The sequence below is a fragment of the Exiguobacterium sp. ZWU0009 genome, from assembly GCF_000798935.2.
GTDB classification, from domain to species: domain Bacteria; phylum Bacillota; class Bacilli; order Exiguobacteriales; family Exiguobacteriaceae; genus Exiguobacterium_A; species Exiguobacterium_A acetylicum.
Genome location: NZ_CP018057.1, coordinates 2,878,673 through 2,903,247 on the forward strand (window position 1 = coordinate 2,878,673; position 24,575 = coordinate 2,903,247).

Genomic DNA, 24,575 nt, shown 5'->3' on the forward strand with positions numbered 1-24,575 from the left:
CTATTAGCGAACGCGTCCGATTTCGGAAACAGCCTTCTCCGCTGTCCGGTCGTACGCTTGAATGACTTTTTGATTGGCTTCGAACTGGCGCAGACCGGCATTCATCTCTGCCATCGTCTGTTCTACTTCAACGTTTCCGAGTTCGAGTACACCTTGATCGACTCGGACGTTTCCGGCGTTCAACGGATTAGCGGAACGGAACAAACCGTTTCCTGTCCGCTCAAGCGTCTCCGGTTGATCAGTTACGACAAGACCCAGGTTACCGATCGCCTGACCGTTTCCGTCTGTGACGGCACCATTCGCGTCAACGAGGAAATCTTCATTGACGACGTTAAGTGGTTGTCCGTTCGTATCGAGGACGAGATCATTCTCCGTTGTCCGGAGTAATCCATCCTGTCCGACGGCGAACTGTCCGTTCGTCGTATAAAGCGTCTCTTCCTCTCCCGTCAACGGATCCTGATGACGAATCGTAAAGAGCGGTGCCCCTTCAAGCGAACTGATTTGCAAGTCCGTCGCATTGCCCGTCTCCGTGATTGAACCTTGCGTGAAGTTCGGTGTCGCTGCCTGCATGAAGACACCGGTCGCGAGTTTTCCGACCGTCGCGACTCCCCGCACACCTGTCCGTTCATTGTTTGCTGTCTGCTGGATCAGCATCTCCGGAAACGTCCGGAGTGACGCCTGATCAGCGCGGAAGCCCGGCGTCCGCGCATTCGCCAAGTTATTGCTGAGCATTTCCTGTTGGCGTTGTAATGCCTGCATCGCATTCGACGCCGTGTACATTCCTCGTAGCATGCGTTCATCTCCTCATTGACTTCATGTTCAATTCTTTCCTCTCAGTATATCGGTCGACTTGACGTGAATTATGAGTTTTTTTGAACAAAAAGGTAATATACGTAAGAGATGAATCGAAAGGCCTACCAAAATTACATTATCCTCTTTTTTAAGGGTTTACATATTCAAAATTTACAAATATTGCTATAATAAAACTAACAAATTCAAGATGCCTGAGGTGAATCCTATGAGCTTCTTTAAAAAACGAGTCACTGAACGAACTGTCCCTGGGTCTTTAGATTTATACACACTGTCAGACGTCACATATTTTTTAGAGAACCATCCGGATGCCGTCTATACGATGGATACGAAAGGTCACTTCATTTCCTTCAACAATAAATTTCCGCTCCTGCTTGGATACGATCGGGATAGTCTTCAAAAGCTTCATTTCGAGACATTTTTGAAAGCGAATGAAGTCGAGACGGTCAACCAATTCAAGAAGCGGGTCTATGCTGGTGAAACCGTCCATTTCACGACGACGGTTCGACATAAAGATGGTCATTGGCTGACCTTGAACGTCACGAACATCCCGATTTACGATCAACGCGTCATCATCGGTCTCTACGGGATTGCCCGTGATGTGTCACACCACCAAGAACTCCGAACCGATTATCAGCGTCTCTTGATAAAAGACCGATTGACGAACTCGATCGAGGGCGTCAGTTTCGTTGAATACTTCCCGACGTCAAAAGAAGTCGCCACGTCCCCTTCTCTCGCCACACTATTACAACTCTCCAAAAAACATTTAGTGAAGATGGATGCCTACGACTTTCTTGAAGAAATCCACCCAGAAGATCGAACGATTTTTCGCGAACAAAGTCTTGCACTTCATAAAGGCCAAATTCCGACCTTCGCGATGCAATTACGAATGGGACGTAGAAGTCGTTTCCAAAAGATCGTCCACTGTGAAGGTGTCGTTCAGACGGATACGATTCCCAGTTCGATTCTCTTCATCCTCAAGGATGCGACACCTCTCATCCAACTTGAACAAGAACGGGATCTGGCGATCGCATCCCTCAAGAAGTTTTTCACGTCACTGCATACGACGGCGTACGAACACCGTTATAGTGATGATTCCGTGACCTTCCATGCTGCCGGTTTTCTCGAACCATACACTGATTACCTTCGGCGGATCGAACAAGATCATCAACTGTGGACGAAACTCGTCTCAGCAGAAGACCTCGTCATCATGAAAGACGCGTATCCAAAAATTCGCCAAGGTGAAGTCGTTCGACTCGTTTACCGTCTAAACTATCCCGATCGCCAATTCTGGGTCGAAGAGACGTGTATCCCAATCATCGATGCGAATGGCGATGTCCTCGGACACTACGGTGTCTCGACCGACATCACACGACTCAAGGAGCAGCAACATGAGATTTGGCACCTATCGATGCATGATCCGATCACTGATTTACCAAATCATGCTTTCACGTTAGAACAAGTTCGTGAGTTGTTGACGCATCGTTCACCGTTCACTTTATTGACGGTCACTTTCAATCAACATAGTGTTCTGACCGAACGATTTGGTCACGAAATCGGGGAAGAGTGGATTCGACAGACGAGCAACGCCGTGAAAAAGCTTATCAAAAAAGAGGTATTCATCGGTCATCTGTTTGGGGATAAATTCCTCATTATTCTAAAAGGAAAGATCGACGAGACACGGGCGATCGGTCTTGCCAACCAACTGCTCGAGCTGACGCATCACCGGTTCGACGTCTTATCCTACGAATTGTTTTCGAAGGTCTTCATCGGCATCACCTACTCCGTCCATCATGATCATACAGCGGAAGAACTGATTAAACAGACCTATACGGCACTCCGACGTGCGAAGTCGATTTCTAAAAGTAACTTCCAGTTCTATTCATCGAAACTCGACATCACGATGTATCGCCGTTATCAACTCGAACGCGATTTGCGACATGTCATCAGTCAGAACCAGCTGTTCCTTGAGTATCAACCGAAAGTCGATAGTTGGAGCGGACGTATTGTCGGTGCGGAAGCATTGATTCGATGGGATCACCCGGAATGGGGACGACTTGCGCCAAAGGACTTCCTGTCGCTTTCGGAAGAGAGTGACCTCTATATCCACATCGGGGACTGGGTACTCGATCAAGCCTGTCGATTGATTCGTGATCTGCTCGATGAACAACCGGAACATGTCGTTCCGCTCTCGATCAACTTATCGCCTAAACGATTGTTTTACGGCGATTTCGCGAATATCGTCGAACGACACTTAAAGAAACACGGTGTGCCCGGTCACCTCTTAGAAATCGAACTCCTTGAATCAGATGTTCTACTCGAAGGCGGACAAGTCCTTGAGACACTCGATCGTCTCGTTGATCTCGGTGTCAAACTCTCACTCGATGATTTCGGAACGGCTTACTCTTCGATTTCCTATGTCCAGCGTTATCCGGTGCATTGTTTGAAGATTGATCGATCGTTTGCGATTCATGCCGAACATGATCCAAAGAGCCTCTCTGTCATTAAAAGTGTCATCTATATGGCAAAGGAGTTCGGTTTGACCGTCGTCGCGGAAGGTATCGAGAACATGCAACAGTTGAATCTGTATCGCGATTTAGAATGCGACATGATTCAAGGCTATCTTTTCAGTAAACCGGTCGATATCGAGACGTTCAAGCAGTTGCTTGCAAACGGTACCCTCTATCCAAAAGATACGGGCACCGCTCCACCGAAGGAGCCGATTTTAAGCCTTCATGCGAAGGTGACGATTTCGAAGCTGAACGGACAGCCAATCCAAGTCGGATCGTCTCCGATCTTAATCAATCGTTGTACGAATCGGACGATCTCTTTCTATTCCTCGATTCGTCTACCGGTAAAGCATAAACTGGAGCTCTCTCTGCAACTGCATCACCTGACACATCCTGATATCTTTATTGAACCGACGTCGATTTCAGAACTCGATAACGGTCTCTTCTACTACGTCGCTGACTTCCAAGTTCGCGCCTTGTCTCTCATCGTCCAAGAACAGTTAAATCATTCCCATCATTCCCGCGTCGATGACTTCTTCGAACAATCGACTGTATGAAAAAAGCTTCCATCCCCTTAATCAAACGGGAATGGAAGCTTTCCTTAGTTATTCGGATTTTTGTTCAAGACAGCAGTCTGCGTCCGCTCAAGCACGGCATTCGTGATGACGATCAAGCCGGTGAAGAGGAACAACGCTTCAAAACCGAAGTGACCAGCAATTTGTCCACCTGCCAGTGGTCCGAGGAAGTTCCCCATGAACTGTGCAGACTGGTTATATCCGAAGATACGACCTGACGCATTCGCTGGCGTATTCTTCCGGAGCAATGTCTGTACCGACGGCATCAGTGCTGCTGTCGCAAAACCAATTCCCATCCGTAAGACGATCAATTGACTTGTATCCGTAACGAATGCTTGCGGAATCAAGAAGGCCGCAAAGACGAGTAACGCAAAGAATAAGACGCGTTCTGCACCAATCTTATCTGACAGACGACCGAGTCGTTGCGCTGCGATTAAGGCCGCGATACCAGGTGCCGAAGCGACAATCCCGGATAATAGTGCCAGACGTTCTGTACCAGGACTGAGTTCCCGAACGTACAGCGACAGGATCGGACTAATCGATTGTGCCGCGAACTGAATCAGGAACGTCGTCAAGAACAGACTTAAGATAAGTTCCGGATGACGAAGCGATTGGATGATTTCCTTCGCGGACGCCATTTTTTTGACTTCCATTGGGACGAATTCTTCTTTGACTAAGAAGTAGGTCACGAGGAAGGTAATGAAGAGCGGAACGCTCGTAAAGAGAAAAACGGGTCGAAGCCCAACAACGTCGGCGAGGAATCCTCCAATGAGAGGTCCTAGCAATCCACCGGCAATCCCACCGGTCGACAGGGTGCCGAGCGCCCAGCCACTTTTCTCTTTTGGGGTTTGGGAAGCAACGAGTGTAATCCCGGCTGAGATGAATCCGGATACGGCTCCCATGACAAGACGTAAGAAGACGAGTTGATAGACGTCTTGAACAAAACTAATCAAGAACATGACGATCGACATACCAAGACTTGCTCGGAGCAACATCAGCTTCCGTCCTTTTCGATCGGCGAGACGTCCCCAGATTGGTGAGACGATCGCAGCGACGAGGAAGGTTGCACCAAAGGCGATACCGGACCAGGTCGTAATATCTTGTCGGCTGTCGACACCGAGTTCTTCAATGAATAAAGGCAAAAACGGTAATACGAGACTGAGGGCGGCGGCGGTCAAAAAACTACCGAACCAGACGACGACTAAATTTCTTTTCCACAATGGCATTGTGGCATCACTTCCTTTTAATTGACAATTCGTTTCAATGCAACAACTTTTAATATACACTTCACATTGTGAAATGTCTAGGATTTGAACTGTCAAAGTGTAGAACGGGACCTTTGATGCATATAAACTAGTGTACTACGACCGATAGTAAGGTAATCCACACGAAGGAGTGAAATTGAAATGAAACGCTTTTTGATTGGCGTAGTCTGTCTATCGTTGCTTCAATTCGGACTACCACTCAAGAGTTCAGCTGCCGTTTCCGTCACTCGTCACACGGTCATCTGGTCCATCCCAGAGGCCAAATCCATTTCAACGAAGATCAATCAGCTGGCAAACAGACAGATGAAACGTGTCTATCTGCATGTCGCTGTCGAGGGTGACCGTACTCTCTACCGAACATTCGTTGAAAAAGCGCATGCTGTTGGAATTGAAGTTTATTTCCTGTTCGGACAGCCACGCTGGATCACAAACGAAGGAACGACAGCTCGACCAAACGTTGAAGATCCACTCGCCTGGATCTCGACCTATCAACAGGAAACGATCAGTCATCCGGACGGCATCAGTGTCGATCTCGAACCGTATGCCTTACCTGAGTGGGAGACGGACCAACCACGTGTCATCGCCTCCTATGAACGCATCTTACTCGCCTTCCGCGAGAAAGCGTCTGCTGAAGGATTACCACTGCAACTGTTCCTCCCGTTCTGGTTCCATACCGTACAGGATGCGAACAGTCGCCCTCTCAGCGAATGGGCAATGGATCTTGCTGACGAAGTCACGTTGATGAGTTACCGGACCGTCTATGGTGGTGGTAACGGACTTGGCGCCATCACGATGACCGATGCACTCTATGCCGCAAGCAACAATCATACTTTATCGTATGCGATCGAGTTCACCGAACTCCCAGAGACGCCGGATATCACGTTTTACGGTAAGACACGAACGCAGTTGAATCAGCTCGTCAATCAGACGATGGCCAGTTCGCTGCCGCCAAGTGCGATCGTCTATCATGATTTTGAATCCTACCAAGCGTTCATGCGTAGTACGCAGTGAGAACATAAAGATTTGAAACGAAGGCACAGGAAAAAAGACTTGCTATCATTGATCCGACTCCTACAGGAAAAAGCGCAAATTTTTGCGCTGTCAGAGACAAACAAGACCCGGGTTCACTGTTATACGAACAGTGAAGACTGGCTTATGTCTCGCCTGAGGAAAGCGGGTCAAATGGAGCAAGTCTTTCTTTTCTTCCACATCGTCCCAAAATGAAAAGTGGTCCTTCCCATTACTGAGAAGAACCATCTTTTAATTCATCTCGATGTTCTTACTTTCCGAGGTTATCGAGCATGATTCCTGTACCGCGTGCGACACATAACATCGGATCTTCTGCGATCAGAACCGGTAGACCAAGTTCTTTTGCAAGCAGTTGATCGATTCCGTCCAGCAACGCGCCCCCACCCGTTAGGATGATACCACGATCGATGATGTCCGCTGCAAGCTCCGGTGGTGTCTTCTCGAGTACACGCTTCGTTGCCTCGACGATCTCCATCGCTGCTTCCGCAAGCGCATCGTGCATCTCTTCTGATGTCACCGTGATGTTGTGTGGTAAACCCGTCACGAGATTTCGTCCGCGAATATCCATCTGTTCGCTCCGTCCGTCTTCTGAAACAGTAGCAACCGTCGTCTTGACGGCTTGTGCCGTCCGTTCGCCGATAATCAACTTATGCGTATCCTTGATCGAACGGATGATGTCGTGGTCGAAACGATCTCCTGCGACTTTGATCGTCTCCCCGCATACGATATCCCCCATCGAAAGTACGGCAACATCCGTCGTTCCGCCACCGATATCAATGACCATATGCCCTGCTGGCATCCAAATGTCCATACCGGCACCGACTGCTGCGACCTTCGGCTCGACTTCGAGGAAGACCGTCTTTGCGCCTGATTTTTCACCGGCTTGACGAATTGCCTTCGCTTCAACCGTCGTGATGCTTGCTGGTGTACAGATCAACATCCGGACTCCACCGAACATCTTACGGACTTCAATCTTATCGATGAAATGGCGAAGCATTGCTTCCGTCATTTCAAAATCAGCAATGACACCGTCTTGAAGTGGTCGAATGGCCACGATGTTCCCCGGCGTCCGCCCTACCATCAAGTGTGCTTCCGTACCTACCGCATGAATCTTACCTGTTGCCTTATCGATCGCGACGACCGATGGCTCATCGAGGACGATGCCTCTACCTTTGACATGAATGACGACGTTCGCCGTCCCTAAGTCGATTCCGATATCTCTTGAAAACATCTCGTGTGCTCTCCTTTACCCACTGGCTATTCTTCCAAAATATAGAACGTCGTTTGGACGTCTAACCCATTTATGTATACATACCTTTCAATTCTAGCATATGCCCCCTCGTGAAACGACTTTCTTTTTCCGCTTTTCGGATTTCATTGTCGTCCTTTTCAAAAGACGACAAAAAGAGCACCATCCCGCAAATGGGATGATGCTCTTATATAAGTGCTTAAAGTTTTGTTGCAGCTGTTTCTTCAACGACTGCTACTTCTTCAGTCACACGTTCTACGTCTGCACCAAGTGCTTGTAACTTCAAGTGGAAGTCGACGTATCCACGGTCGATGTGGTGAAGTGCACCGACGCGTGTTTCACCTTCAGCGATCAACCCTGCTGTGACGAGTGCTGCCCCTGAACGAAGGTCTGTTGAAAGAACTTCTGCGCCTTGTAATTGTACGCCACCGTTGATGATCGATGAACGACCTTCAATCTTGATGTCAGCGTTCATACGACGGAATTCTTCAACGTGCATGAAACGGTTCTCGAAGACTGTTTCCGTGATGACCGATGTGCCGCCTGCTTTGAGGACGAGTGCCATCATTTGTGCTTGAACGTCTGTCGGGAAACCAGGGTGTGGCATCGTCTTGACGTCAACTGCTTCAAGTTTTGCTGGACCGACGACACGGAGACCTTCTTCCGTATCCGTGATCTTAACGCCCATCTCTTCCATCTTCGAGATGAGTGGACGAAGGTGTTCGCGCTCAGCGCCGATGACTTCGACATCACCTTCAGTGATCGCTGCTGCGATCATGAACGTACCTGCTTCGATCCGGTCCGGGATGACGTAGTGTGTTGCACCGTGTAATTTCTCGACGCCTTCGATGCGGATCGTTTCTGTACCTGCACCGCGGACTTTTGCGCCCATTGCGTTCAAAAAGTTAGCAAGGTCAACGATTTCTGGTTCTTTTGCGACGTTCTCGATGACTGTCGTTCCTTCTGCGAGTGTCGCAGCCATCATGATGTTCTCTGTCGCACCGACTGATGGGAAGTCAAGATAGATTTTTGCACCTTGGAGACGACCGTCGACTTGTGCCTCAACGAATCCGTTTCCGATGATCGTTTTTGCGCCCATTGCTTCGAATCCTTTCAAGTGAAGGTCGATTGGACGTGAACCGATCGCACAACCACCTGGCATTGCAACACGTGCGCGACCGAGGCGTGCGAGTAATGGACCCATGACGAGAATCGAAGCCCGCATTTTACGAACGTACTCAAGTGGTGCCTCATCTTTGAGGTCCGGCTCAGCATTGACCGTCACCGTGTTTGCTTCTGCATCGAACTCGACTTCTGCGTTCAAGTTGCGTAAGACGTTATTGATTGTATAGACGTCTGCTAGACGTGGTACGTTTTGAAGAACCGATTGTCCCTCCGATGCAAGCAATGTCGCGACAAGTGTTTTTAAGACCGCGTTCTTTGCACCTTCTACTTTGACTGTTCCAGCTAATTTACGTCCGCCACGGACAACGATTTTTTCCATTCTCCCTACTCCTCTGCTTCGTTTCTGTTCTAGTATGTTCAATTCGTGATTGGTGAGGATCATAGTTGGAATTCAACGAATGTTAGAAAAGAAACTTCCCTATAGTTGATCTCTTACTCCAAAGCCAATACGACGTTTCGATTGTAATGTTAGATGATTGCTAAATGACTGTGTTCCTTCATTGAAAGAGCAGTGTCCTGTTCCATGTTAAAACAAATTACCATTTCAGGGTTTACAATGCAGTTACAAGTTCACCCGATTAAAAACTGAAGACGTTGTGCAAAGCCGGCATAATCCAGTAAAAAGCGCGCTACGATGGATCCAAGTGCAATTGCTAGAATCGTTCGCAAGGCTACCGCATGCGGTCCTTTAGGATGTTGCAGGATTTTCTCCCATTTGACTGGTAACAAGGACCACCAGGCGAGTAAAATCGCCACAATGTAGACCAGCATACTAACTAACGCACTCACACCAATAGATGTCACTTTCGTTGCACCTCTTCTTCATAGTTTCTTCAACTCTACTATGATTTCATAAAATGAATGATTGCGCAAACAAAAAAGAACACGCTGAATTAATTTTAGCGTATAAAATATATTTATTGAAGATAAATTTGGTCTTCTACTGAAAAAAGGTTGAAGAATTCGTGAAGACGAGGCATATATTGTACTTTTACATTTTTTCAGTATTTTAAACCTGTATCCTTCATCGTGTTGCGAAAACGGTTGCCATACGAAAAATCATTGACGTTTCATACAAAAAAAACCCCGGTTCCGCGAACGGAACCGGGGTTTCATCAAATCAATCGCGACCGTAGTCTTTCAAGCTGAGACGGTTAACTGCTCGTTTCAGTGAAAGTTCAGCACGCTTGAATTCGAGTTCTGATAATTTCGTGTCCTGGAGACGACGTTCTGCACGAACCTTCGCAGCTGCAGCCCGGTCGTAGTCGACCTTGTCTGCTTGCTCCGCAGTTTCCGCAAGAACCGTTACAGTATCCTGGCGCACTTCCATAAAGCCACCGCTGATAGCGATCAACGTGCGTCCGCCATCTTCGTGGCGCAACTTCAAGATGCTGATGTCGAGTGGTGTTACGAGTGGGACGTGGTGCGGGAGAACCCCGATTTCACCAGAAATCGTCTTCGCAACGACCATACGGACATCGCCATCATACACTTCGCCATCCGGGGTGACGATATTGACATGAAGTGTGTTCATCTCAAGTCCCCCTTATGCTTTGTCACTTAGACAAGCGCCTTCGCTTTTTCAATCGCATCTTCGATCGGACCGACGAGACGGAATGCTTCTTCCGTTAAGTCATCGTGTTTACCTTCGAGGATTTCTTTGAAGCCGCGGATCGTGTCCTTAACTGGGACGTACGATCCTTTTTGTCCTGTGAACTGCTCAGCTACGTGGAAGTTCTGCGACAAGAAGAACTGGATACGACGCGCACGGTGTACAGTCAATTTGTCGTCTTCTGACAACTCGTCCATACCGAGGATCGCGATGATATCTTGAAGTTCTTTATAACGCTGAAGTGTTTCCTGAACTTGACGTGCAACACCGTAGTGCTCTTCGCCGACGATTTCCGGTGAAAGGGCACGTGATGTCGAAGCAAGTGGATCCACGGCAGGATAGATCCCCATCTCAGAGAGACGGCGCTCAAGGTTCGTCGTTGCATCTAAGTGAGCAAACGTCGTCGCAGGAGCCGGGTCAGTATAGTCATCGGCTGGTACATAAACCGCTTGGATCGATGTAACCGAACCTTTGTTTGTTGATGTGATTCGCTCTTGAAGCATACCCATCTCTGTTGCGAGTGTTGGCTGGTAACCAACGGCAGATGGCATACGACCGAGAAGGGCCGATACCTCAGAACCTGCTTGTGTATAACGGAAGATGTTATCAACGAAGAGAAGAACGTCTTGTCCTTGCTCATCACGGAAGTATTCTGCCATCGTCAAACCAGTCAAGGCAACACGAAGACGTGCACCCGGTGGTTCGTTCATCTGACCGAAGACCATCGCTGTTTGTTTGATAACGCCTGAATCCGTCATTTCGTGGAACAAGTCATTACCTTCACGCGTACGCTCACCAACACCTGCGAATACCGAGATACCGCTGTGCTCTTGCGCGATGTTGTTGATCAATTCCTGGATGAGGACGGTCTTACCTACACCGGCACCACCGAAGAGACCGATCTTACCACCCTTGATGTAAGGAGCGAGCAAGTCGACGACTTTAATTCCAGTCTCGAGGATTTCAACTTTCGTTGAAAGGTTATCGAAAGTCGGTGCTTTTTTGTGGATCGGAAGACGTTCCACGTCAGCAGCGATTTCTTTTTCATCAATTGGGTTACCGAGTACGTTGAAGACGCGACCAAGTGTCGCTTCTCCGACGGGTACCGAGATTGGAGCATTCGTATCGATTACTTCAATTCCACGGCGTACTCCATCCGTTGAGTCCATCGCAATGGTACGGACGACGTCGTCACCAAGGTGCAGGGCGACCTCAAGCGTCAAGTCGATAGCCACTTCTTCTACAGTTTGCGGCGTATATTGAATACGGAGCGCGTTGTAGATGTTCGGTAAGTGTCCTTCGAACTTAACGTCGATGACAGGTCCCATGACCGCGACGACGCGGCCTTTTAAACCGAGTTCGTTCATCGTGTTTCCTCCTACCTATCGTTACGCCAGTCGGGATTACTGCTGCGCAGCAGCCCCACTGACGATCTCTGTGATTTCTTGCGTGATTGCAGCTTGTCGAGCTCGGTTGTAGACGAGAGTCAATCGACCGATCAAGTCATCTGCGTTATCTGTCGCACTTTGCATTGCTGTCATACGTGACGCATGTTCTGCTACTTTCGCGTCAAGAAGCGCACCGAAGATCAAGCTCTCCGCATAACGCGGGAGGAGTTCAGCAAGGATTTGTTCCTCGCTTGGCTCGTACTCATAAGTCGTCGAAGACGAAGCTTCGATTTCTCCGAGTGGGAGAAGCGTTTCGACTTTCACTTCTTGGCTGATGACAGATAAGAAGTGGTTGTAGCACAGCTTGAGCTCGTCGATTTCGCCGAGCGTGAACGCACTCACTGTGCGCTTCACGATTTCAGCGACGTCGACATACGAAGGAGAATCGTTCAAGCCTGTGATCGCATCCGTGACCGTAATTCCGCGTGAACGGAAGAACTGGACACCGACTTTACCGACCACGAAGAGAACGTAACTGTCCGCAGTATGCTTTTCTTTGATTTCCCGGTAGACTTCACGCAGCACGTTGGCGTTATATGCACCAGCTAAGCCGCGATCCGATGTGATGACGATATAGCCCGTCTTTTTGACGGGACGTTTCTCGAGCATCGGATGGCTCGCACCTGTCGTGCCATTCGCAATGGTTCCGAGTACCTCTTGCATTTTCAGCATGTAAGGTTGGAACTTCGCGCTATGTGCTTGAGCGCGGTTCAGTTTCGACGCCGAAACCATGTTCATCGCTTTCGTGATCTGTTTCGTACTTTTCGTCGAGTTGATCCGCGTTTGTATCTCGCGCAACGATGCCATTTCGATTCACCACCTTGTTAGTATCAAGAGCGTTCCGCCGGATTAAACCGTCGCTTGGAACGTTTTCTTAAATTCTGAGATTGCTGCTACGATCTCTTCGTCTGCTGGAAGGTTACCTGTCTTACGGATCTCATCGCAAAGTTGTTTGCGGTTTTGATCGAGCCAGAGGTTGAGTTCCTTTTCAAAACGACGAATATCCGTTACAGCAACATCATCAAGGTGACCACGAGTCAAGGCATAGATGATGATGACTTGCTTATCGACAGTAAGTGGTTGGTTCAAGTCTTGTTTCAAGACTTCAACTGTCCGCTCACCACGGTTAAGCTTCGACTGAGTCGCTTTATCAAGGTCAGATCCGAACTGTGCGAATGCTTCAAGCTCACGGTAAGATGCGAGGTCAAGACGGAGCGTACCCGCTACCTTCTTCATCGCTTTTACTTGAGCCGAACCACCTACACGCGATACCGAGAGACCCGGGTTGATCGCGGGACGGACACCTGAGAAGAAGAGATCCGATTGAAGGAAGATTTGACCATCCGTGATCGAGATAACGTTCGTCGGGATGTAAGCTGAGATATCCGACGCTTGTGTTTCGATGAACGGAAGGGCAGTCAAGCTACCTGCGCCAAGCTCGTCGTTCAACTTCGCCGCACGCTCAAGAAGGCGTGAGTGGAGGTAGAAGACATCCCCTGGGTAAGCTTCGCGGCCTGGTGGGCGTTTCAAGAGAAGTGAAAGCTCACGGTAAGCAGCTGCTTGTTTTGAAAGATCATCATAGATGACAAGAACGTGTTTGCCTTGGTCCATGAAGTGTTCACCCATCGCGACACCTGCGAATGGTGCGAGGTAAAGAAGTGGAGCTGGCTGTGAAGCCGCTGCCGAAACGACGATCGTGTAATCGAGGGCACCGTTTTTACGGAGCGTCTCGACGACGCCACGGACTGTTGATTCTTTTTGTCCGATTGCGACGTAGATACAGATCATGTTTTCTTCTTTTTGGTTGATGATCGTATCGATTGCGATCGACGTTTTACCCGTCTGACGGTCACCGATGATCAACTCACGCTGTCCACGACCGATTGGAACGAGGGCATCGATCGCCTTGATTCCCGTCTGAAGTGGTTCGTGTACCGATTTACGCGCCATGACGCCAGACGCCTTACGCTCGATAGGGTTGTAGTGTTCTGTTTCGATTGGACCAAGACCATCGATTGGCATACCGAGTGGGTTAACGACACGTCCGAGGAGTGCGTCTCCAGTTGGTACTTCCATGATGCGGCCCGTACGGCGAACAGAGTCGCCTTCTTTGATTTCAAGGTAGTCACCGAGGATGATGATACCGACGTTGCCTTCTTCTAAGTTTTGCGCCAAGCCCATTGTGCCGTTAGCGAATTCTACGAGCTCTCCCGACATGACGTTGTCGAGTCCGTGTGCACGAGCGATACCATCACCGATTTGGATGACCGTACCTGTCTCGTTCACTTCCATCGTAGAACCGTACTGCGCGATACGCGCTTTAAGCAGGGCGCTGATTTCTTCAGCTCTAATGCTCATGCGTTTCACCCCTATTTTCTTACGCTTTTAACAGCTCACGCTCAAGGCGCGTTAGTTTAGTTTCGATCGTTCCGTCATATGTCGTGTAACCGATTTGGACGCGAAGTCCTCCGATGACGCGCGTGTCGACGACGTTCTCGACTTCAAGCGTTTTACCTGATTTTTGGCCAAACGTCTCTTTCACTTTCGTGAGTTCCTCGTCCGACAATTTGTATGCACTCGTGACGATTGCCGTCGCGACATTGCGGTGTTCATTCAACAATGCAATGAAATGTTCCGGTAATGTAACGATCTCTGCCGCCCGGTCGTTTTCGACCATGACAAGCAATGTGTTCAAGACGATCGTGTTGAAGCCAGTGAAGCTTGTTTGAAGAACTTGCTTGAGCTCTTCAGCAGAAATCGATGGGTTATCTAAAACCGAAGCGAGCTCTGGTGTTGCGTGGAGCACTTCGCCGAGCGTCCGCACATCAGCTTCTGCTTGCTCGAGCACATGGTGCTCAAGCGCAAGATCGAAGAGCGCTTTTGCGTAGCGTCCCGCTACGTGATCACGCATTAGTTCGTGCCCTTAGTATCAGCAAGGAATTGATCGACGAGTGCTTTTTGAGCGGCTTCGTCTGTCGCAAGCTGTGTTTTCATGACGTGGCGTGCTGCAGCGATTGCTTGAAGAGCGACATCGTTCTTCAAAGCAGCTTGTGCTTCAGCGCGTTCACGTTCGATCGCACGGCGAGCTTCTTCCTTACTCATTTCGGATTCAAGACGTGCCTGCTCCATCGCACGTGCTTGCTCTGCTTCTGCCTGACGGCGTGATGCTTCTAAAAGATCGCGTGCTTCCGTACGCGCCTTGTTTAATTCTTCGCGTTGTTGTTCTACGTAGACTTCAGCGTCTTTACGGCTCTTTTCAGCCGAGTTGATCTCGCTAGCCACATGCTCTTCCCGCGCTTTCATCATGTTGACGAGCGGGCCCCATGCGAATTTCTTCAAGAGGATGAGGAGCAAGAGGAAAACGACGATCGTGACGATCATGTTGGCTAGTAAGAGTTGGTTGCCTTCGCCGCCAGCCTCTGCCGCAAGATACGTTAGATTCATTCGATTACACTCCCCTCGTGGTTGGTTCAACTTCAATATCTACATAAGGGAGCCTAAGCTCCCGTGACGGTTCACTCAAACGTTGAACGAATAGCGCCCTATGTAGTCCGTTCTCGTTAATCGTGGATTAAGAGTTGAGAAGAAGGAAACCGACCGCTACACCGATGATTGGAAGTGCCTCGACGAGACCGATACCGATGAACATTGTTTGACGAAGTTCGTTTTTGAGTTCTGGCTGACGTGCTTGACCTAATACTGTACCGTTTACGATAAGACCGTTACCGATACCTGCGCCGAGTGCGCCGAGTCCGATGATGATCGCTGTTGCAATAAGATTCATGATAAATTGCCTCCCTAGAGTATGTTCATTGATTTGTCGTGCTGTTATCGGAAAAGCGGATGCTTTACCTTCGAATTAATGGTCGTGCGCTGCCTTATGTCCGATGTAAACCATCGTCAAGATAAGGAAGATGTACGCTTGGATACCACCGATGAAGAGTGAGAATCCTTGCCAGATCAACATCGGGATACCCGAGATGATCGCGCCGATTGGTCCGAGGAATTGGAAATCGTTCGTACCAGAGACGATACCGATCGAAAGAATGATTCCGATCATGATTTCACCAGCGAAGATGTTTCCGTAAAGACGAAGACCGAGCGTCAACGTGTTTGCAAACTCCTCGATGATGGTAATGATAAACATCGGCGTCATGAATGTTTTCGCATAAGCGCCGAAGCCTCGCATCTTCACACCGTAGTAATGACTTAAGACTACTACGAGAGATGAAAGTGCCAGTGTCACGTAAGGATCTGCAGTTGGTGAGTTGAACCAAATGTAGTGTCCCGTCACGACGTTGAATGGGAGACCCATGATGTTGGACACAAGGATGAACAGGAATAATGTCATTCCGAACGTAAGGAAGCGACCCCCTGTTTTCCAGTCCATCGTGCTGCTGATGATTCCGCGAACGAATTCAAGGAACATCTCCATCACGTTTTGAGCACCGGTTGGCTTCATCACAAGACGTCGCGTACCGGCCACGGCAATCAAGAAGACGAGAGCAGCAGCAATCAATACTGTGATCAAGTTCGTCCAGCTACCGTACAGAACGAAGTCACCCCAGAGTGGGATTTCGTAAAGTGGCATTTCGTGGTTCATTTGACTATTCACCTCTTTTCCCGCTTGAGTTCGTGAGTCAAGAACTCACAAAATTGTATGACGTGGCCGGCGAGAAGGCCTATTACCACCGCAGTTAATGACAATTCAGTTTGATATTTCAAACCGATCATCACACAAAGTACCGCGACCGCCATGCGTGAAACGGTCCCTCGAGACACTGGCTTACGCCCCGTCTCGATTACACGATACATCCGATCGACGCTGAGTCGTTGAAGCGTCAAGATCAGAAAGCTGCCAGTTCCACCAAGTGCTAGTCCATAGATGACTGGATCACTCGGGCGTCCGATGAGCAGCAGGACAGCCAGGATTCCGTAAAAGAGTCCAAACCATCGTAAGTACGCACGATACAACGCATCTTGAAGGATGATGTTCATGTCTTCTCCCCTAACAAGTGCCTGATCATGGCGATCATGCAAAGAATGCCGATGAAAATCCCGATGAACACGGCGAACGTCGCACCCATTTTTTCCCACCATTGTTGTTGTTCCCCATAGTTCCCAACCAAAAAGCCAATGACGATCGGTGCAGCCAGTGCCGTCGAAATTTGCGAGGCCATGACCATACTCTTCGCGAGCCCACTTTGGCGCACTAGAGACGACCCCCTTTTTTCCCAATTGTGAGTTCTTTTTCTTTCCCACAATTTGCGGATTTTCATACTAGTCAAGAATACAATGAAGCAGCTTTCATAGTCAAATGAATTCACAATAAAAACAGAGCCGAAAAACCTATACATATCAACGATTGATAAGGTTTTCACAGATGTCATCCGTGCAAGTCATTTCACGAAGATGTGAAGAAAATATGTAGTACTATCAACGGTTAAAGAGATTGTTCATATGGTGAACAAAACCGTTGAATAGTAACGTTATATCGTGCCCGTTCAACCGAAACAAGACCTCTAAAATTGATTTGTGTCGATTTTGTGAAAAAACATTTTTTGTTCACAATTGAAAACGCTTCCGAATCGGGACATAAAAACAGCTCTGACATCTGTTTGTAACAATACATTTCAACGATTTCCATTTTTTCAATCGTGCGGTACGTCACAGCTTGAATCGTCATCGTTTCCTTTCCAGTTTCAAGGTCATCTGGTTTTACATTTTCTAAACAAATGGGCTGATTTTAGTGGAAATGACAAAAATAATATAGCTCTTTCATGCAAGAAGCTACATATACTAGTATTTTATCTTGTTTTGAATTCCCCACGCTTCCTTCACCCGCTTTCCTCAGGCGAGACACAAGCCAGGATTCACGTTCCTCCCGGTCCGTGAATTCGGGTCTTGTTCGTCTCTGACAGCGCGACAAGTCGCGCTTTTTCCTGTAGGAGTCGGGTGATGACGCGTGCTGTCCTACTTCATTGTGTGAGTAACGGTGCCGGCGCTTCCCCTTGACCAAAGTGATGCAGGATCGCTTGGACGATGCGTTCGGACGCATGACCGTCGCCATACGGGTTCGAGGCATGCGCCATTTCTTGATAAAGTGTTTCGTTCGTCAACAGTTCGGTCGCCATCTGATAGATCGTCTCTTCTTCCGTACCGGCAAGCTTCAACGTTCCGGCAGCAATCCCTTCCGGACGCTCCGTCGTATCCCGTAAAACGAGAACAGGTACACCAAGTGACGGCGCTTCTTCCTGTACGCCACCTGAATCAGTAAAGATTAAATGCGCACGGCTCGCGAAGTTGTGGAAGTCGAACACGTCGAGCGGAGCAATCAACGAAATCCGGTCATGCCCCTCAAAGACCGTCTTCGCTGCTTCTTGAACGACCGGATTGAGGTGGACCGGATAGACGACATGCGTATCCGGGAACGCATCGACGAGGCGACGAATCGCTCGGAACATCTGATGCATCTTCTCCCCTTGGTTCTCACGACGATGTGCCGTCATCAAGATCAACTTCCGGTCCCCGACCGTCTCGAGCATCGGATGGACGTAATCGGATTGGACGGTCGTCTGCAGAGCATCGATCGCCGTATTCCCCGTGATGTAGACACCAGTGTGACGATTTTCGGATGCGAGATTCGCTGCAGCTTGCGCTGTCGGAGCGAAATGTAAGTCCGCAAGCGTCGACGTCAACTGACGATTGACCTCTTCCGGGAACGGCGAGTATTTATTGTATGTCCGCAGTCCCGCCTCGACGTGACCGACCGCGATCTGATTGTAATAGGCAGCAAGGCTTCCGACAAATGTCGTCGTCGTGTCGCCATGGACGAGGACGAGATCCGGCTTGATTTCCTTCATGATCGCATCGAGTCCTTCAAGACCACGCGTCGTAATATCGACGAGTGTCTGACGTTGCTTCATGATATTCAAGTCGTGATCCGGTTCAATCTCGAACAAATCAAGCACTTGATCGAGCATTTCACGGTGCTGGGCAGTAATCGTAACATGAACATCAAAAGCAGGGTGTTGCTTCAGGGCATTGACGAGCGGTGCCATCTTGATAGCTTCCGGTCGTGTCCCGAAAATCGGCATGACTGTAATCGGCATGGTGACTTCCTCCTTTTTTCCTTTTTTCATTAAAGCATACTTCAGCAGTCTTGCGCAGTTTACGAAATAGCAACGAAAAGACCGCAGATCATCGTCTGCGGTCTTGTTGTGTATCTTACTGTTTTTACTTCGTTCCGAAGAGACGGTCTCCTGCATCACCGAGTCCTGGGACGATATATCCGTGGTCATCCAACTTCTCGTCGAGTGCCGCGAGATAGATGTCGACGTCCGGGTGTTCTTCTTGAACGCGTTTGACGCCTTCAGGTGCTGCACAGAGACATGCGAGCTTGATGCTCTTTGCCCCTTGTTTCTTCAGTGAGGAGATGGCGTCTGCCGCCGAACCACCTGTCGCAAGCATCGGGTCAACGACGACGAAATCACGTTCTGCGACGTCTGTCGGAAGCTTGAGGTAGTATTCCGTTGGCTCGAGTGTCTCCGGGTCACGGTACAAACCGATGTGACCGACTTTGACGTTCGGCATCATGCGGAGCATGCCGTCGACCATACCGAGACCGGCGCGGAGAATCGGGACGATCCCGAGTTTCTTGCCTTCGATCATCTTTTGCGTCGTCTTCGTGACCGGTGTCTCGATCGCGACATCTGTGAGTGGAAGGTCACGTGTGATTTCATATGCCATCAATGAAGCCACCTCGTCGACAAGTTCCCGGAATTGTTTCGTTCCTGTTTCGACTTTACGCATGATCGTCATCTTGTGCTGAATCAATGGGTGATCAAATACATGTACTTTACTCATTGTTTGCATCTCCTCTCCATTCTCTTTTCGCATTGTACTCTAAAAACGTACTGCTTGGGAACTGTTTTTTCGTCAGTTCCCGAGCGTACTCTTCCCTGATAGAATTGCTTTTGCGGCGTAAGACCATTCATTGTCCGGTTGTTTCGCGAGTTCTTGCAAGGTCGCACGATAATCACCTTTTTTATATTTTTGTTCATAGACCGCTTGCATCCAGAGGACGTCACTCATGTATCCGGACTTCGGGAAATCTTTCCGATAGGCAATATAATCCGCCTGTGTCGTCTGCTTGAGCTTTCCGGCAGCGATCAACTTATAGAAGCGTGCCATACCTGCTGTCTCTTTGTTCGTCAAGACGGATCCGGTCAAGACACTGTCTGCTCGTTTGTAGTCTTTCGCCTGAACAGCAGCAACCCCTTGCTCGAGTGCTTCTTTCGGAGGTAGTTGCGTCTGCTTTGTTTCGGAAGAAGTCTCCTTCTTCTCTGGCTTAATCGCTTTCGCTTTTTCTTGCTCACTTGCCAGCTGCTCGTTTTTTTCTTTTAACTGTTCGACTTCCGTTTGCAGCGCTGCGAGTTGTTGCTCGACCTCTGTTTGTTTCGTTGCGACTGGTGTTGCGGGTTCGCTATCCAACTGTGTCCAGACGAGAACGAGAGAGATGACAGCAACGGCTCCACCAATCCACCATGGATTCAGTTTTCCGAGTCGCTTCCAATCTTTCAATTGCGGATGATTCTGAACCGTCATGGGGAAGGATACCAATCGCTTCTGGGCAAGACGCTTCCCACCTGCTTTTCCTGCGATCGCCAGGCGATAACGATAGACTTCTGCTGGCATCGGTAAGGTCTTCCACTGTTCAAAACGAGCATCTGCCTGTTCATAAAATCCTGCCTGTTGCATGATGACGATTGCTTTGAAATCTTCGAGCATCCGGTGATATTCCCGGCGCTCGTGACTTTTATGAGTGAACCATTCTGTCAGGCGTTCCGTTTGAATGGCTTGAAGTTCTGATTGGATCAAGGTTGATAAGTTCACATTTATTTCCACCTTTATCTTTTTTTACTACGGTTAAGTATAGCAAAGATAACGCTTCCGCAAATGGTTCGTTTCCCCTATCTTCTTGACGAAGCATTGAAAAAACCTCTTGTTTTCGTACGTCAGTGTACGAAAACAAGAGGATGAATCGTTTAACGATGAGAATAGGATCGGAATACTTTTGTTTCCGTGATGCGTCCGTCTTCAATCCGCCAAATCCGGTCACAGACGTCAAGCATCCGTTCGTCATGCGTGATGACGATGACGGTCTTGTTAGAAAAATGCGCTTGTTGTTGCAACAGTTCCATCACCCGGCGACCGTTCGGGTAATCGAGACTTGCCGTCGGTTCATCCGCAAGTACAAGGCGTGGTTCATTAACGAATGCCCGGGCAATCGCCACACGTTGTCGTTCGCCACCTGATAAGGCGTGCGGCAAATGGTCTTTCCGGTGCTCGAGTCCGAACACCGCGAGCGCCGATGTCACGTCAACGGTTCGCCCCGCTTCCTGCGCGACCAGCTCCAGTTGCTCTCCTGCTGTCAAAAATGGTACGAGATGCGATTCTTGAAAGATGAACCCGACTTCTTCGAGACGCAAACGACGACGTTCTTCGTCCGTTGCTTCACTGACGCACGTATCATCAAAGTAGACGGCACCGTTCGTTGGTGTCTGTAACAATCCAAGCAGCTGGAGTAATGTACTTTTCCCACTACCGCTCGGTCCGACGAGGGCAATCAACTCACCCGCTTCTGCCTGTAAGTTGATGTCATGCAGAACCGTCATCTCACCATAACTTTGCTCAATCTGATTTAATCGAATCATCCGTTCATTCCTCCCATCGCATCTGCCGCTTCGAGTTTCTTGACCATCCGTAACGGAACGAGCGCACCGAAGATTGCCGTTACGAGTAAAATGCCGCCGTACATCAGACTGGTAGACCATTCAAAACGGAATGGAAGATCCGCCGGTAAGAAACGACTTGTTAAATAGGTGATGGCGACGCTGACAGCAAAGGCGAGGCTCGTCAAGAGGATGACTTGTACGAGTAGACTCGCACCCATCGTCCGGGTCCGGATGCCGATTGCCTTCAAGACACCGAGCTGTTTCATCTTCTGCATCGTCAAGATATAGAAGAAGGCAGTCAGAATCAATGCCCCGATGACAACGAGTGCGACCCGCATCATCTGGAAGGAGTTTTGCTCCGCTGCATAGCCTGGTACGTTCTCAACGACTGCTTGTTTTGAGAAGACGACTTGATCCGTTTGCAACGACTGACCGATATACGCTGAGACGTATGATGCCCCCATCTTCGATTGCCATGCTTGCCAAGATTCATCCGTCATCCAGAGGACAGGTGCGTGACTATAACGTCCGTCCGTTACTGTACCGGCAATCCGGAACGTCTCTTTCGTCCGAAAATCCTTGATCGTATCGCCGACACGGGTTCCGCGTTGCTCTGCATACGCAGCATCGACGAGAACTTCACCTTTTTGCAACGATTGCAGCTGTTTTGGACCATAGTTCGTCGTCTGTGGTAACGCAAAGACCGTCACATCATCCTTCGTTCCATTCTTCTTCTCAAGCACCATGTTCTGGACACCGAGTGCTTCCGCGCCCTTTGGTGTCTCATCCGCCTGTAAGAACGAACGGGTCAGCTGCCCTTCCGCATCTTTACTCAGTGCAAACTGTTCGACCGGTAGATTACGGACGGCAGCCCCATTGTCGTAGGCCAGCCCGTCCGCAAGACCGGTGATCATCAAAATCAATAAGACGATCAACATCGTCACGATCGTCATCCAACTGAATCGTCCTTTCATCCGGACGAGTTCTTTCCACCCTAGTTTCATTGCGTGATCCCTCCTGTATGTTCGCTACAGGATTGATGATACGACTGCAATATGAACGGAACATGAACGCACGCGTCAAATGCGTAAAAAAGTCAATGTCACAGTCAGACCGGATGAGTCAGACGACAAGCTCGCATCCCCACCAAGTTGACGCATCGTCTCTTTGACGATCGCTAGCCCGAGGCCCGTCCCGCGCGACGTGCGGGACGCATCGCCTTGATAAAAGCGTTCAAAGGCATGTTCCATCTGTTGTTCGGTCATACCTGGTCCTTCATCTTTAATTCGGACGATGACCTGATTCGCTTGTTCTTGCGCCTGAATATGAATCGTCGCTCCTTCTTTCGAGACTGAGACGGCATTTCGAATGACATTTTGGAAGACATGTTCAAGCGCACTAGCATCTGCTTGAATCTGTAGCGCTGGCGATACATCGAGTGCGACGGCGATGCCTTGCTCATCGAGCTGAAAGGCAAGTGTTGCGAGTGTCGTCTCTAGACTCGTGCGCAGATCGAGTGCTTGCTGCTTGAAGCGTCGTCCTTCATCGAGCTTCGCTAAGATCAATAATTGACGCGTCAGTTCGGACATCCGCGCTGCCTCTTGTTGAATGATCGTCCGTTTCGTGACGTCTTCTCCGGTCACATTGAGTTGTCCAGCATATCCCGAGATCGTCGTCAGCGGCGACTGGAATTCATGCGAGACGTTTGCAACGAACCGGCGTCGTTCCGTATCGGACGCTTCAATCGCCATCGCCATCTCGTCAAAGCGTCGGGACAGTTCACCAATCTCATCGCGCGCCTTCGTTCCGACGCGAATTCCATAGTCGCCGTCTGCCATCTGTTCCGTTGCTTTCGTTAATCGATCAATCGGTCGAACGAGATAACGGATCGAGAAGACGAGCAAGAGAAAGCTGATCACGATAAGCAGTCCGAGGAACAGACCAACAAACAGGTGCAACTCACGGATCTGCCGACTTAAGTCCGGACGAACGAAGATCGCGTCCGTTCCTTGCGATGTTTTGACTGATGTGCCGTACGTATTGATGACCTCGTTATCGAACAGACCGAGCAGGAACAGATGGAACGGATACTCGCGCATCCCGTAATATGGTTGACCGTTCTTCACTTGCTCGATGACTTGACTCGAAAGCGTTTCATCACGAAACGTATTTCCGTAACGCTCCGTTCCGTCGTCCGTTCGGACATACAGTTGAAAGCCAGTTGCTTGTAACATCCGGTAAAACGATTCCGTCTTTCCGTCACCGTGCGTCTCGTAATAATCGATCGCTGTCTCGACCGCTTCCTCGACTTTTTGGCTATAGCTGTCCTGCCAGAACGAATAATAGGCAATATTACTAATTAAAAGAGCCAGTAGGGCGGACACGAGTAAGACGACACAGACGAGACCAACGATTTTCGTATAGAGGGATCTCATGCGTCGACCTCCAACCGGTAGCCGAGTCCGCGGACGGTCTCGATCTTCACGTGATTCGTCTCCTTCAGGCGTCCACGAAGTCGTTTAATGTGGACGTCAATCGTCCGGTCATCCCCCATGAAATCAAGTCCCCAGACGTGTTCGATCAATTCCTCGCGGCTGAAGACCCGTCCCGGGAAACTTGCCAGCTGATGTAATAGTTCGAACTCGCGCCGCGGGAGTGTCCACTCGGTCGACTGGATCGTCACGAGCTGACTGCGTTTATCAATCGTGACATCCCCGAGATGTAGGACGGGTTGCGCCGCTTTTTGATAGCGCCGAGCTACGGCGTGAAGCCGAAACACTAATTCTTCCGGATCGAACGGCTTTGTGATGTAATCATCAGCACCTGCTGCAAAACCGTCTCGCTTATCCGTTAGTTCACCGAGCGCCGTCAGCATCAAGATCGGGATGTCCCCGTTTTGCCGTAATCGCTCACACAGGACGAGACCGGTCTGCCCGGGGAGCAAGACGTCGAGCACGGCTGCTTCAAACGTCATCGTCTCGATCCAAGCGAGCGCTTCGTTTCCGTCTGCTGTCGCTCGGACGGAATGTCCATCGGCTTGTAACGTTGAACAGACGAGTGCTTGAATATGTGGATCATCTTCAACGACTAGAATATACATCGTACGCCTCCTTTTTTAGACAAACAAAAATCCCCTTCCCCTTCTCATGACGAAA

Annotated in this window: 24 protein-coding genes; 2 read left to right on the top strand and 22 right to left on the bottom strand. The window is 49.3% G+C overall.

All coding sequences use genetic code 11. From position 1 onward, the window contains the following. Window positions 1–3: 3 nt before the first annotated feature. On the bottom strand, window positions 4–792 hold the full coding sequence (locus L985_RS14835; protein ID WP_047394545.1) for a flagellar hook-basal body protein: 789 nt from the start codon (window positions 790–792) through the stop codon (window positions 4–6). 226 nt (window positions 793–1,018) lie between these two features. Between L985_RS14835 and L985_RS14840 the strand changes: the two genes are divergently transcribed. After that, entirely contained in the window at window positions 1,019–3,877 is a 2,859-nt protein-coding gene (locus L985_RS14840) for a sensor domain-containing protein (RefSeq protein WP_052169472.1), read from the top strand. Window positions 3,878–3,921: 44 nt separating this feature from the next. Here L985_RS14840 and L985_RS14845 read toward each other — a convergent pair whose 3' ends face one another. After that, window positions 3,922–5,121: a multidrug efflux MFS transporter gene (locus L985_RS14845; protein WP_047394542.1), complete on the bottom strand. Its 1,200-nt coding sequence runs from the start codon at window positions 5,119–5,121 to the stop codon at window positions 3,922–3,924. 180 nt (window positions 5,122–5,301) lie between these two features. Here L985_RS14845 and L985_RS14850 point away from each other — a divergent pair, with 180 nt between their 5' ends. Beyond that, window positions 5,302–6,171, top strand: a complete 870-nt coding sequence (locus L985_RS14850; RefSeq protein ID WP_047394538.1) for a hypothetical protein — start codon at window positions 5,302–5,304, stop codon at window positions 6,169–6,171. A gap of 268 nt (window positions 6,172–6,439) precedes the next feature. Here the strand turns inward: L985_RS14850 and mreB are convergent, their stop codons facing one another. The 20 genes from mreB to L985_RS14955 all read right to left on the bottom strand — a co-directional run bounded on the left by mreB (window position 6,440) and on the right by L985_RS14955 (window position 24,520). Then, window positions 6,440–7,420, bottom strand: coding sequence for a rod shape-determining protein MreB (gene mreB / locus L985_RS14855; protein ID WP_029342734.1), 981 nt, complete (start codon window positions 7,418–7,420; stop codon window positions 6,440–6,442). Window positions 7,421–7,637: 217 nt separating this feature from the next. Continuing rightward, window positions 7,638–8,942, bottom strand: a complete 1,305-nt coding sequence (murA, locus tag L985_RS14860; protein WP_029342735.1) for a UDP-N-acetylglucosamine 1-carboxyvinyltransferase — start codon at window positions 8,940–8,942, stop codon at window positions 7,638–7,640. 251 nt (window positions 8,943–9,193) lie between these two features. Next, entirely contained in the window at window positions 9,194–9,394 is a 201-nt protein-coding gene (locus tag L985_RS14865; RefSeq protein WP_230088486.1) for a DUF1146 domain-containing protein, read from the bottom strand. 349 nt (window positions 9,395–9,743) lie between these two features. Beyond that, the gene (locus tag L985_RS14870; RefSeq protein ID WP_029342737.1) at window positions 9,744–10,157 is read right to left on the bottom strand and encodes a F0F1 ATP synthase subunit epsilon; all 414 of its coding nucleotides are present in this window, start codon (window positions 10,155–10,157) and stop codon (window positions 9,744–9,746) included. A gap of 26 nt (window positions 10,158–10,183) precedes the next feature. Further along, window positions 10,184–11,602 (bottom strand): F0F1 ATP synthase subunit beta, encoded by a 1,419-nt coding sequence (gene atpD / locus L985_RS14875; protein WP_029342738.1) that lies wholly within the window; start codon window positions 11,600–11,602, stop codon window positions 10,184–10,186. Between the two features lie 36 nt (window positions 11,603–11,638). Then, window positions 11,639–12,490: an ATP synthase F1 subunit gamma gene (atpG, locus tag L985_RS14880; protein WP_047394533.1), complete on the bottom strand. Its 852-nt coding sequence runs from the start codon at window positions 12,488–12,490 to the stop codon at window positions 11,639–11,641. Window positions 12,491–12,532: 42 nt separating this feature from the next. Beyond that, complete coding sequence (atpA, locus tag L985_RS14885; RefSeq protein WP_023469496.1) at window positions 12,533–14,041, bottom strand: F0F1 ATP synthase subunit alpha; 1,509 nt, start codon at window positions 14,039–14,041, stop codon at window positions 12,533–12,535. 19 nt (window positions 14,042–14,060) lie between these two features. Next, a complete protein-coding gene (locus tag L985_RS14890) occupies window positions 14,061–14,594 on the bottom strand; it encodes a F0F1 ATP synthase subunit delta (protein WP_029342740.1) in 534 nt (177 codons plus the stop codon). After that, on the bottom strand, window positions 14,594–15,127 hold the full coding sequence (gene atpF / locus L985_RS14895; RefSeq protein ID WP_023469498.1) for a F0F1 ATP synthase subunit B: 534 nt from the start codon (window positions 15,125–15,127) through the stop codon (window positions 14,594–14,596). The genes L985_RS14890 and atpF overlap by 1 nt, the downstream gene beginning before the upstream one ends. A 127-nt stretch (window positions 15,128–15,254) precedes the next feature. Further along, complete coding sequence (gene atpE, locus L985_RS14900) at window positions 15,255–15,467, bottom strand: F0F1 ATP synthase subunit C (RefSeq protein ID WP_023469499.1); 213 nt, start codon at window positions 15,465–15,467, stop codon at window positions 15,255–15,257. Between the two features lie 75 nt (window positions 15,468–15,542). Then, window positions 15,543–16,286, bottom strand: a complete 744-nt coding sequence (gene atpB / locus L985_RS14905; RefSeq protein ID WP_029342742.1) for a F0F1 ATP synthase subunit A — start codon at window positions 16,284–16,286, stop codon at window positions 15,543–15,545. An 8-nt stretch (window positions 16,287–16,294) separates the two neighbouring features. Next, the gene (locus L985_RS14910; protein WP_023469501.1) at window positions 16,295–16,681 is read right to left on the bottom strand and encodes an ATP synthase subunit I; all 387 of its coding nucleotides are present in this window, start codon (window positions 16,679–16,681) and stop codon (window positions 16,295–16,297) included. Next, on the bottom strand, window positions 16,678–16,896 hold the full coding sequence (locus L985_RS14915) for an AtpZ/AtpI family protein (RefSeq protein ID WP_023469502.1): 219 nt from the start codon (window positions 16,894–16,896) through the stop codon (window positions 16,678–16,680). Before L985_RS14915 ends, L985_RS14910 begins: the two co-directional genes overlap by 4 nt. Window positions 16,897–17,661: 765 nt before the next feature. Beyond that, window positions 17,662–18,795, bottom strand: coding sequence for a non-hydrolyzing UDP-N-acetylglucosamine 2-epimerase (gene wecB, locus L985_RS14925; RefSeq protein ID WP_047394529.1), 1,134 nt, complete (start codon window positions 18,793–18,795; stop codon window positions 17,662–17,664). Between the two features lie 124 nt (window positions 18,796–18,919). Further along, window positions 18,920–19,549, bottom strand: a complete 630-nt coding sequence (gene upp, locus L985_RS14930) for a uracil phosphoribosyltransferase (protein WP_029342745.1) — start codon at window positions 19,547–19,549, stop codon at window positions 18,920–18,922. 72 nt (window positions 19,550–19,621) lie between these two features. Next, window positions 19,622–20,578 (bottom strand): hypothetical protein, encoded by a 957-nt coding sequence (locus L985_RS14935; protein ID WP_047394525.1) that lies wholly within the window; start codon window positions 20,576–20,578, stop codon window positions 19,622–19,624. A gap of 152 nt (window positions 20,579–20,730) precedes the next feature. Continuing rightward, entirely contained in the window at window positions 20,731–21,399 is a 669-nt protein-coding gene (locus L985_RS14940) for an ABC transporter ATP-binding protein (protein ID WP_047394522.1), read from the bottom strand. Then, complete coding sequence (locus tag L985_RS14945) at window positions 21,396–22,424, bottom strand: ABC transporter permease (protein WP_029342748.1); 1,029 nt, start codon at window positions 22,422–22,424, stop codon at window positions 21,396–21,398. The genes L985_RS14940 and L985_RS14945 overlap by 4 nt, the downstream gene beginning before the upstream one ends. Window positions 22,425–22,499: 75 nt before the next feature. Then, window positions 22,500–23,855 carry a sensor histidine kinase gene (locus L985_RS14950; protein ID WP_047394517.1) on the bottom strand — a complete coding sequence of 452 codons (1,356 nt, stop codon included), beginning with the start codon at window positions 23,853–23,855 and terminating at the stop codon, window positions 22,500–22,502. Beyond that, window positions 23,852–24,520: a response regulator transcription factor gene (locus L985_RS14955; protein WP_047394512.1), complete on the bottom strand. Its 669-nt coding sequence runs from the start codon at window positions 24,518–24,520 to the stop codon at window positions 23,852–23,854. The genes L985_RS14950 and L985_RS14955 overlap by 4 nt, the downstream gene beginning before the upstream one ends. Between the last annotated feature and the right edge of the window lie 55 nt (window positions 24,521–24,575).

Excerpts from the sequence above, each read along its gene's own strand:
- atpA (WP_023469496.1), bottom strand. The coding sequence starts at position 14,041 with ATGAGCATTAGAGCTGAAGAAATCAGCGCCCTGCTTAAAGCGCGTATC.
- L985_RS14950 (WP_047394517.1), bottom strand. The coding sequence starts at position 23,855 with ATGAGATCCCTCTATACGAAAATCGTTGGTCTCGTCTGTGTCGTCTTA.
- upp (WP_029342745.1), bottom strand. The coding sequence starts at position 19,549 with ATGAGTAAAGTACATGTATTTGATCACCCATTGATTCAGCACAAGATG.
- murA (WP_029342735.1), bottom strand. The coding sequence starts at position 8,942 with ATGGAAAAAATCGTTGTCCGTGGCGGACGTAAATTAGCTGGAACAGTC.
- L985_RS14840 (WP_052169472.1), top strand. The coding sequence starts at position 1,019 with ATGAGCTTCTTTAAAAAACGAGTCACTGAACGAACTGTCCCTGGGTCT.
- atpD (WP_029342738.1), bottom strand. The coding sequence starts at position 11,602 with ATGAACGAACTCGGTTTAAAAGGCCGCGTCGTCGCGGTCATGGGACCT.
- L985_RS14865 (WP_230088486.1), bottom strand. The coding sequence starts at position 9,394 with ATGCTGGTCTACATTGTGGCGATTTTACTCGCCTGGTGGTCCTTGTTA.
- L985_RS14940 (WP_047394522.1), bottom strand. The coding sequence starts at position 21,399 with ATGATTCGATTAAATCAGATTGAGCAAAGTTATGGTGAGATGACGGTT.
- mreB (WP_029342734.1), bottom strand. The coding sequence starts at position 7,420 with ATGTTTTCAAGAGATATCGGAATCGACTTAGGGACGGCGAACGTCGTC.
- atpE (WP_023469499.1), bottom strand. The coding sequence starts at position 15,467 with ATGAATCTTATTGCAACAGCGATCATCATCGGACTCGGCGCACTCGGC.
- L985_RS14955 (WP_047394512.1), bottom strand. The coding sequence starts at position 24,520 with ATGTATATTCTAGTCGTTGAAGATGATCCACATATTCAAGCACTCGTC.
- atpB (WP_029342742.1), bottom strand. The coding sequence starts at position 16,286 with ATGAACCACGAAATGCCACTTTACGAAATCCCACTCTGGGGTGACTTC.
- atpF (WP_023469498.1), bottom strand. The coding sequence starts at position 15,127 with ATGAATCTAACGTATCTTGCGGCAGAGGCTGGCGGCGAAGGCAACCAA.
- L985_RS14845 (WP_047394542.1), bottom strand. The coding sequence starts at position 5,121 with ATGCCATTGTGGAAAAGAAATTTAGTCGTCGTCTGGTTCGGTAGTTTT.
- L985_RS14870 (WP_029342737.1), bottom strand. The coding sequence starts at position 10,157 with ATGAACACACTTCATGTCAATATCGTCACCCCGGATGGCGAAGTGTAT.
- L985_RS14890 (WP_029342740.1), bottom strand. The coding sequence starts at position 14,594 with ATGCGTGATCACGTAGCGGGACGCTACGCAAAAGCGCTCTTCGATCTT.
- wecB (WP_047394529.1), bottom strand. The coding sequence starts at position 18,795 with ATGCCGATTACAGTCATGCCGATTTTCGGGACACGACCGGAAGCTATC.
- atpG (WP_047394533.1), bottom strand. The coding sequence starts at position 12,490 with ATGGCATCGTTGCGCGAGATACAAACGCGGATCAACTCGACGAAAAGT.
- L985_RS14945 (WP_029342748.1), bottom strand. The coding sequence starts at position 22,424 with ATGAAACTAGGGTGGAAAGAACTCGTCCGGATGAAAGGACGATTCAGT.
- L985_RS14910 (WP_023469501.1), bottom strand. The coding sequence starts at position 16,681 with ATGAACATCATCCTTCAAGATGCGTTGTATCGTGCGTACTTACGATGG.
- L985_RS14850 (WP_047394538.1), top strand. The coding sequence starts at position 5,302 with ATGAAACGCTTTTTGATTGGCGTAGTCTGTCTATCGTTGCTTCAATTC.
- L985_RS14835 (WP_047394545.1), bottom strand. The coding sequence starts at position 792 with ATGCTACGAGGAATGTACACGGCGTCGAATGCGATGCAGGCATTACAA.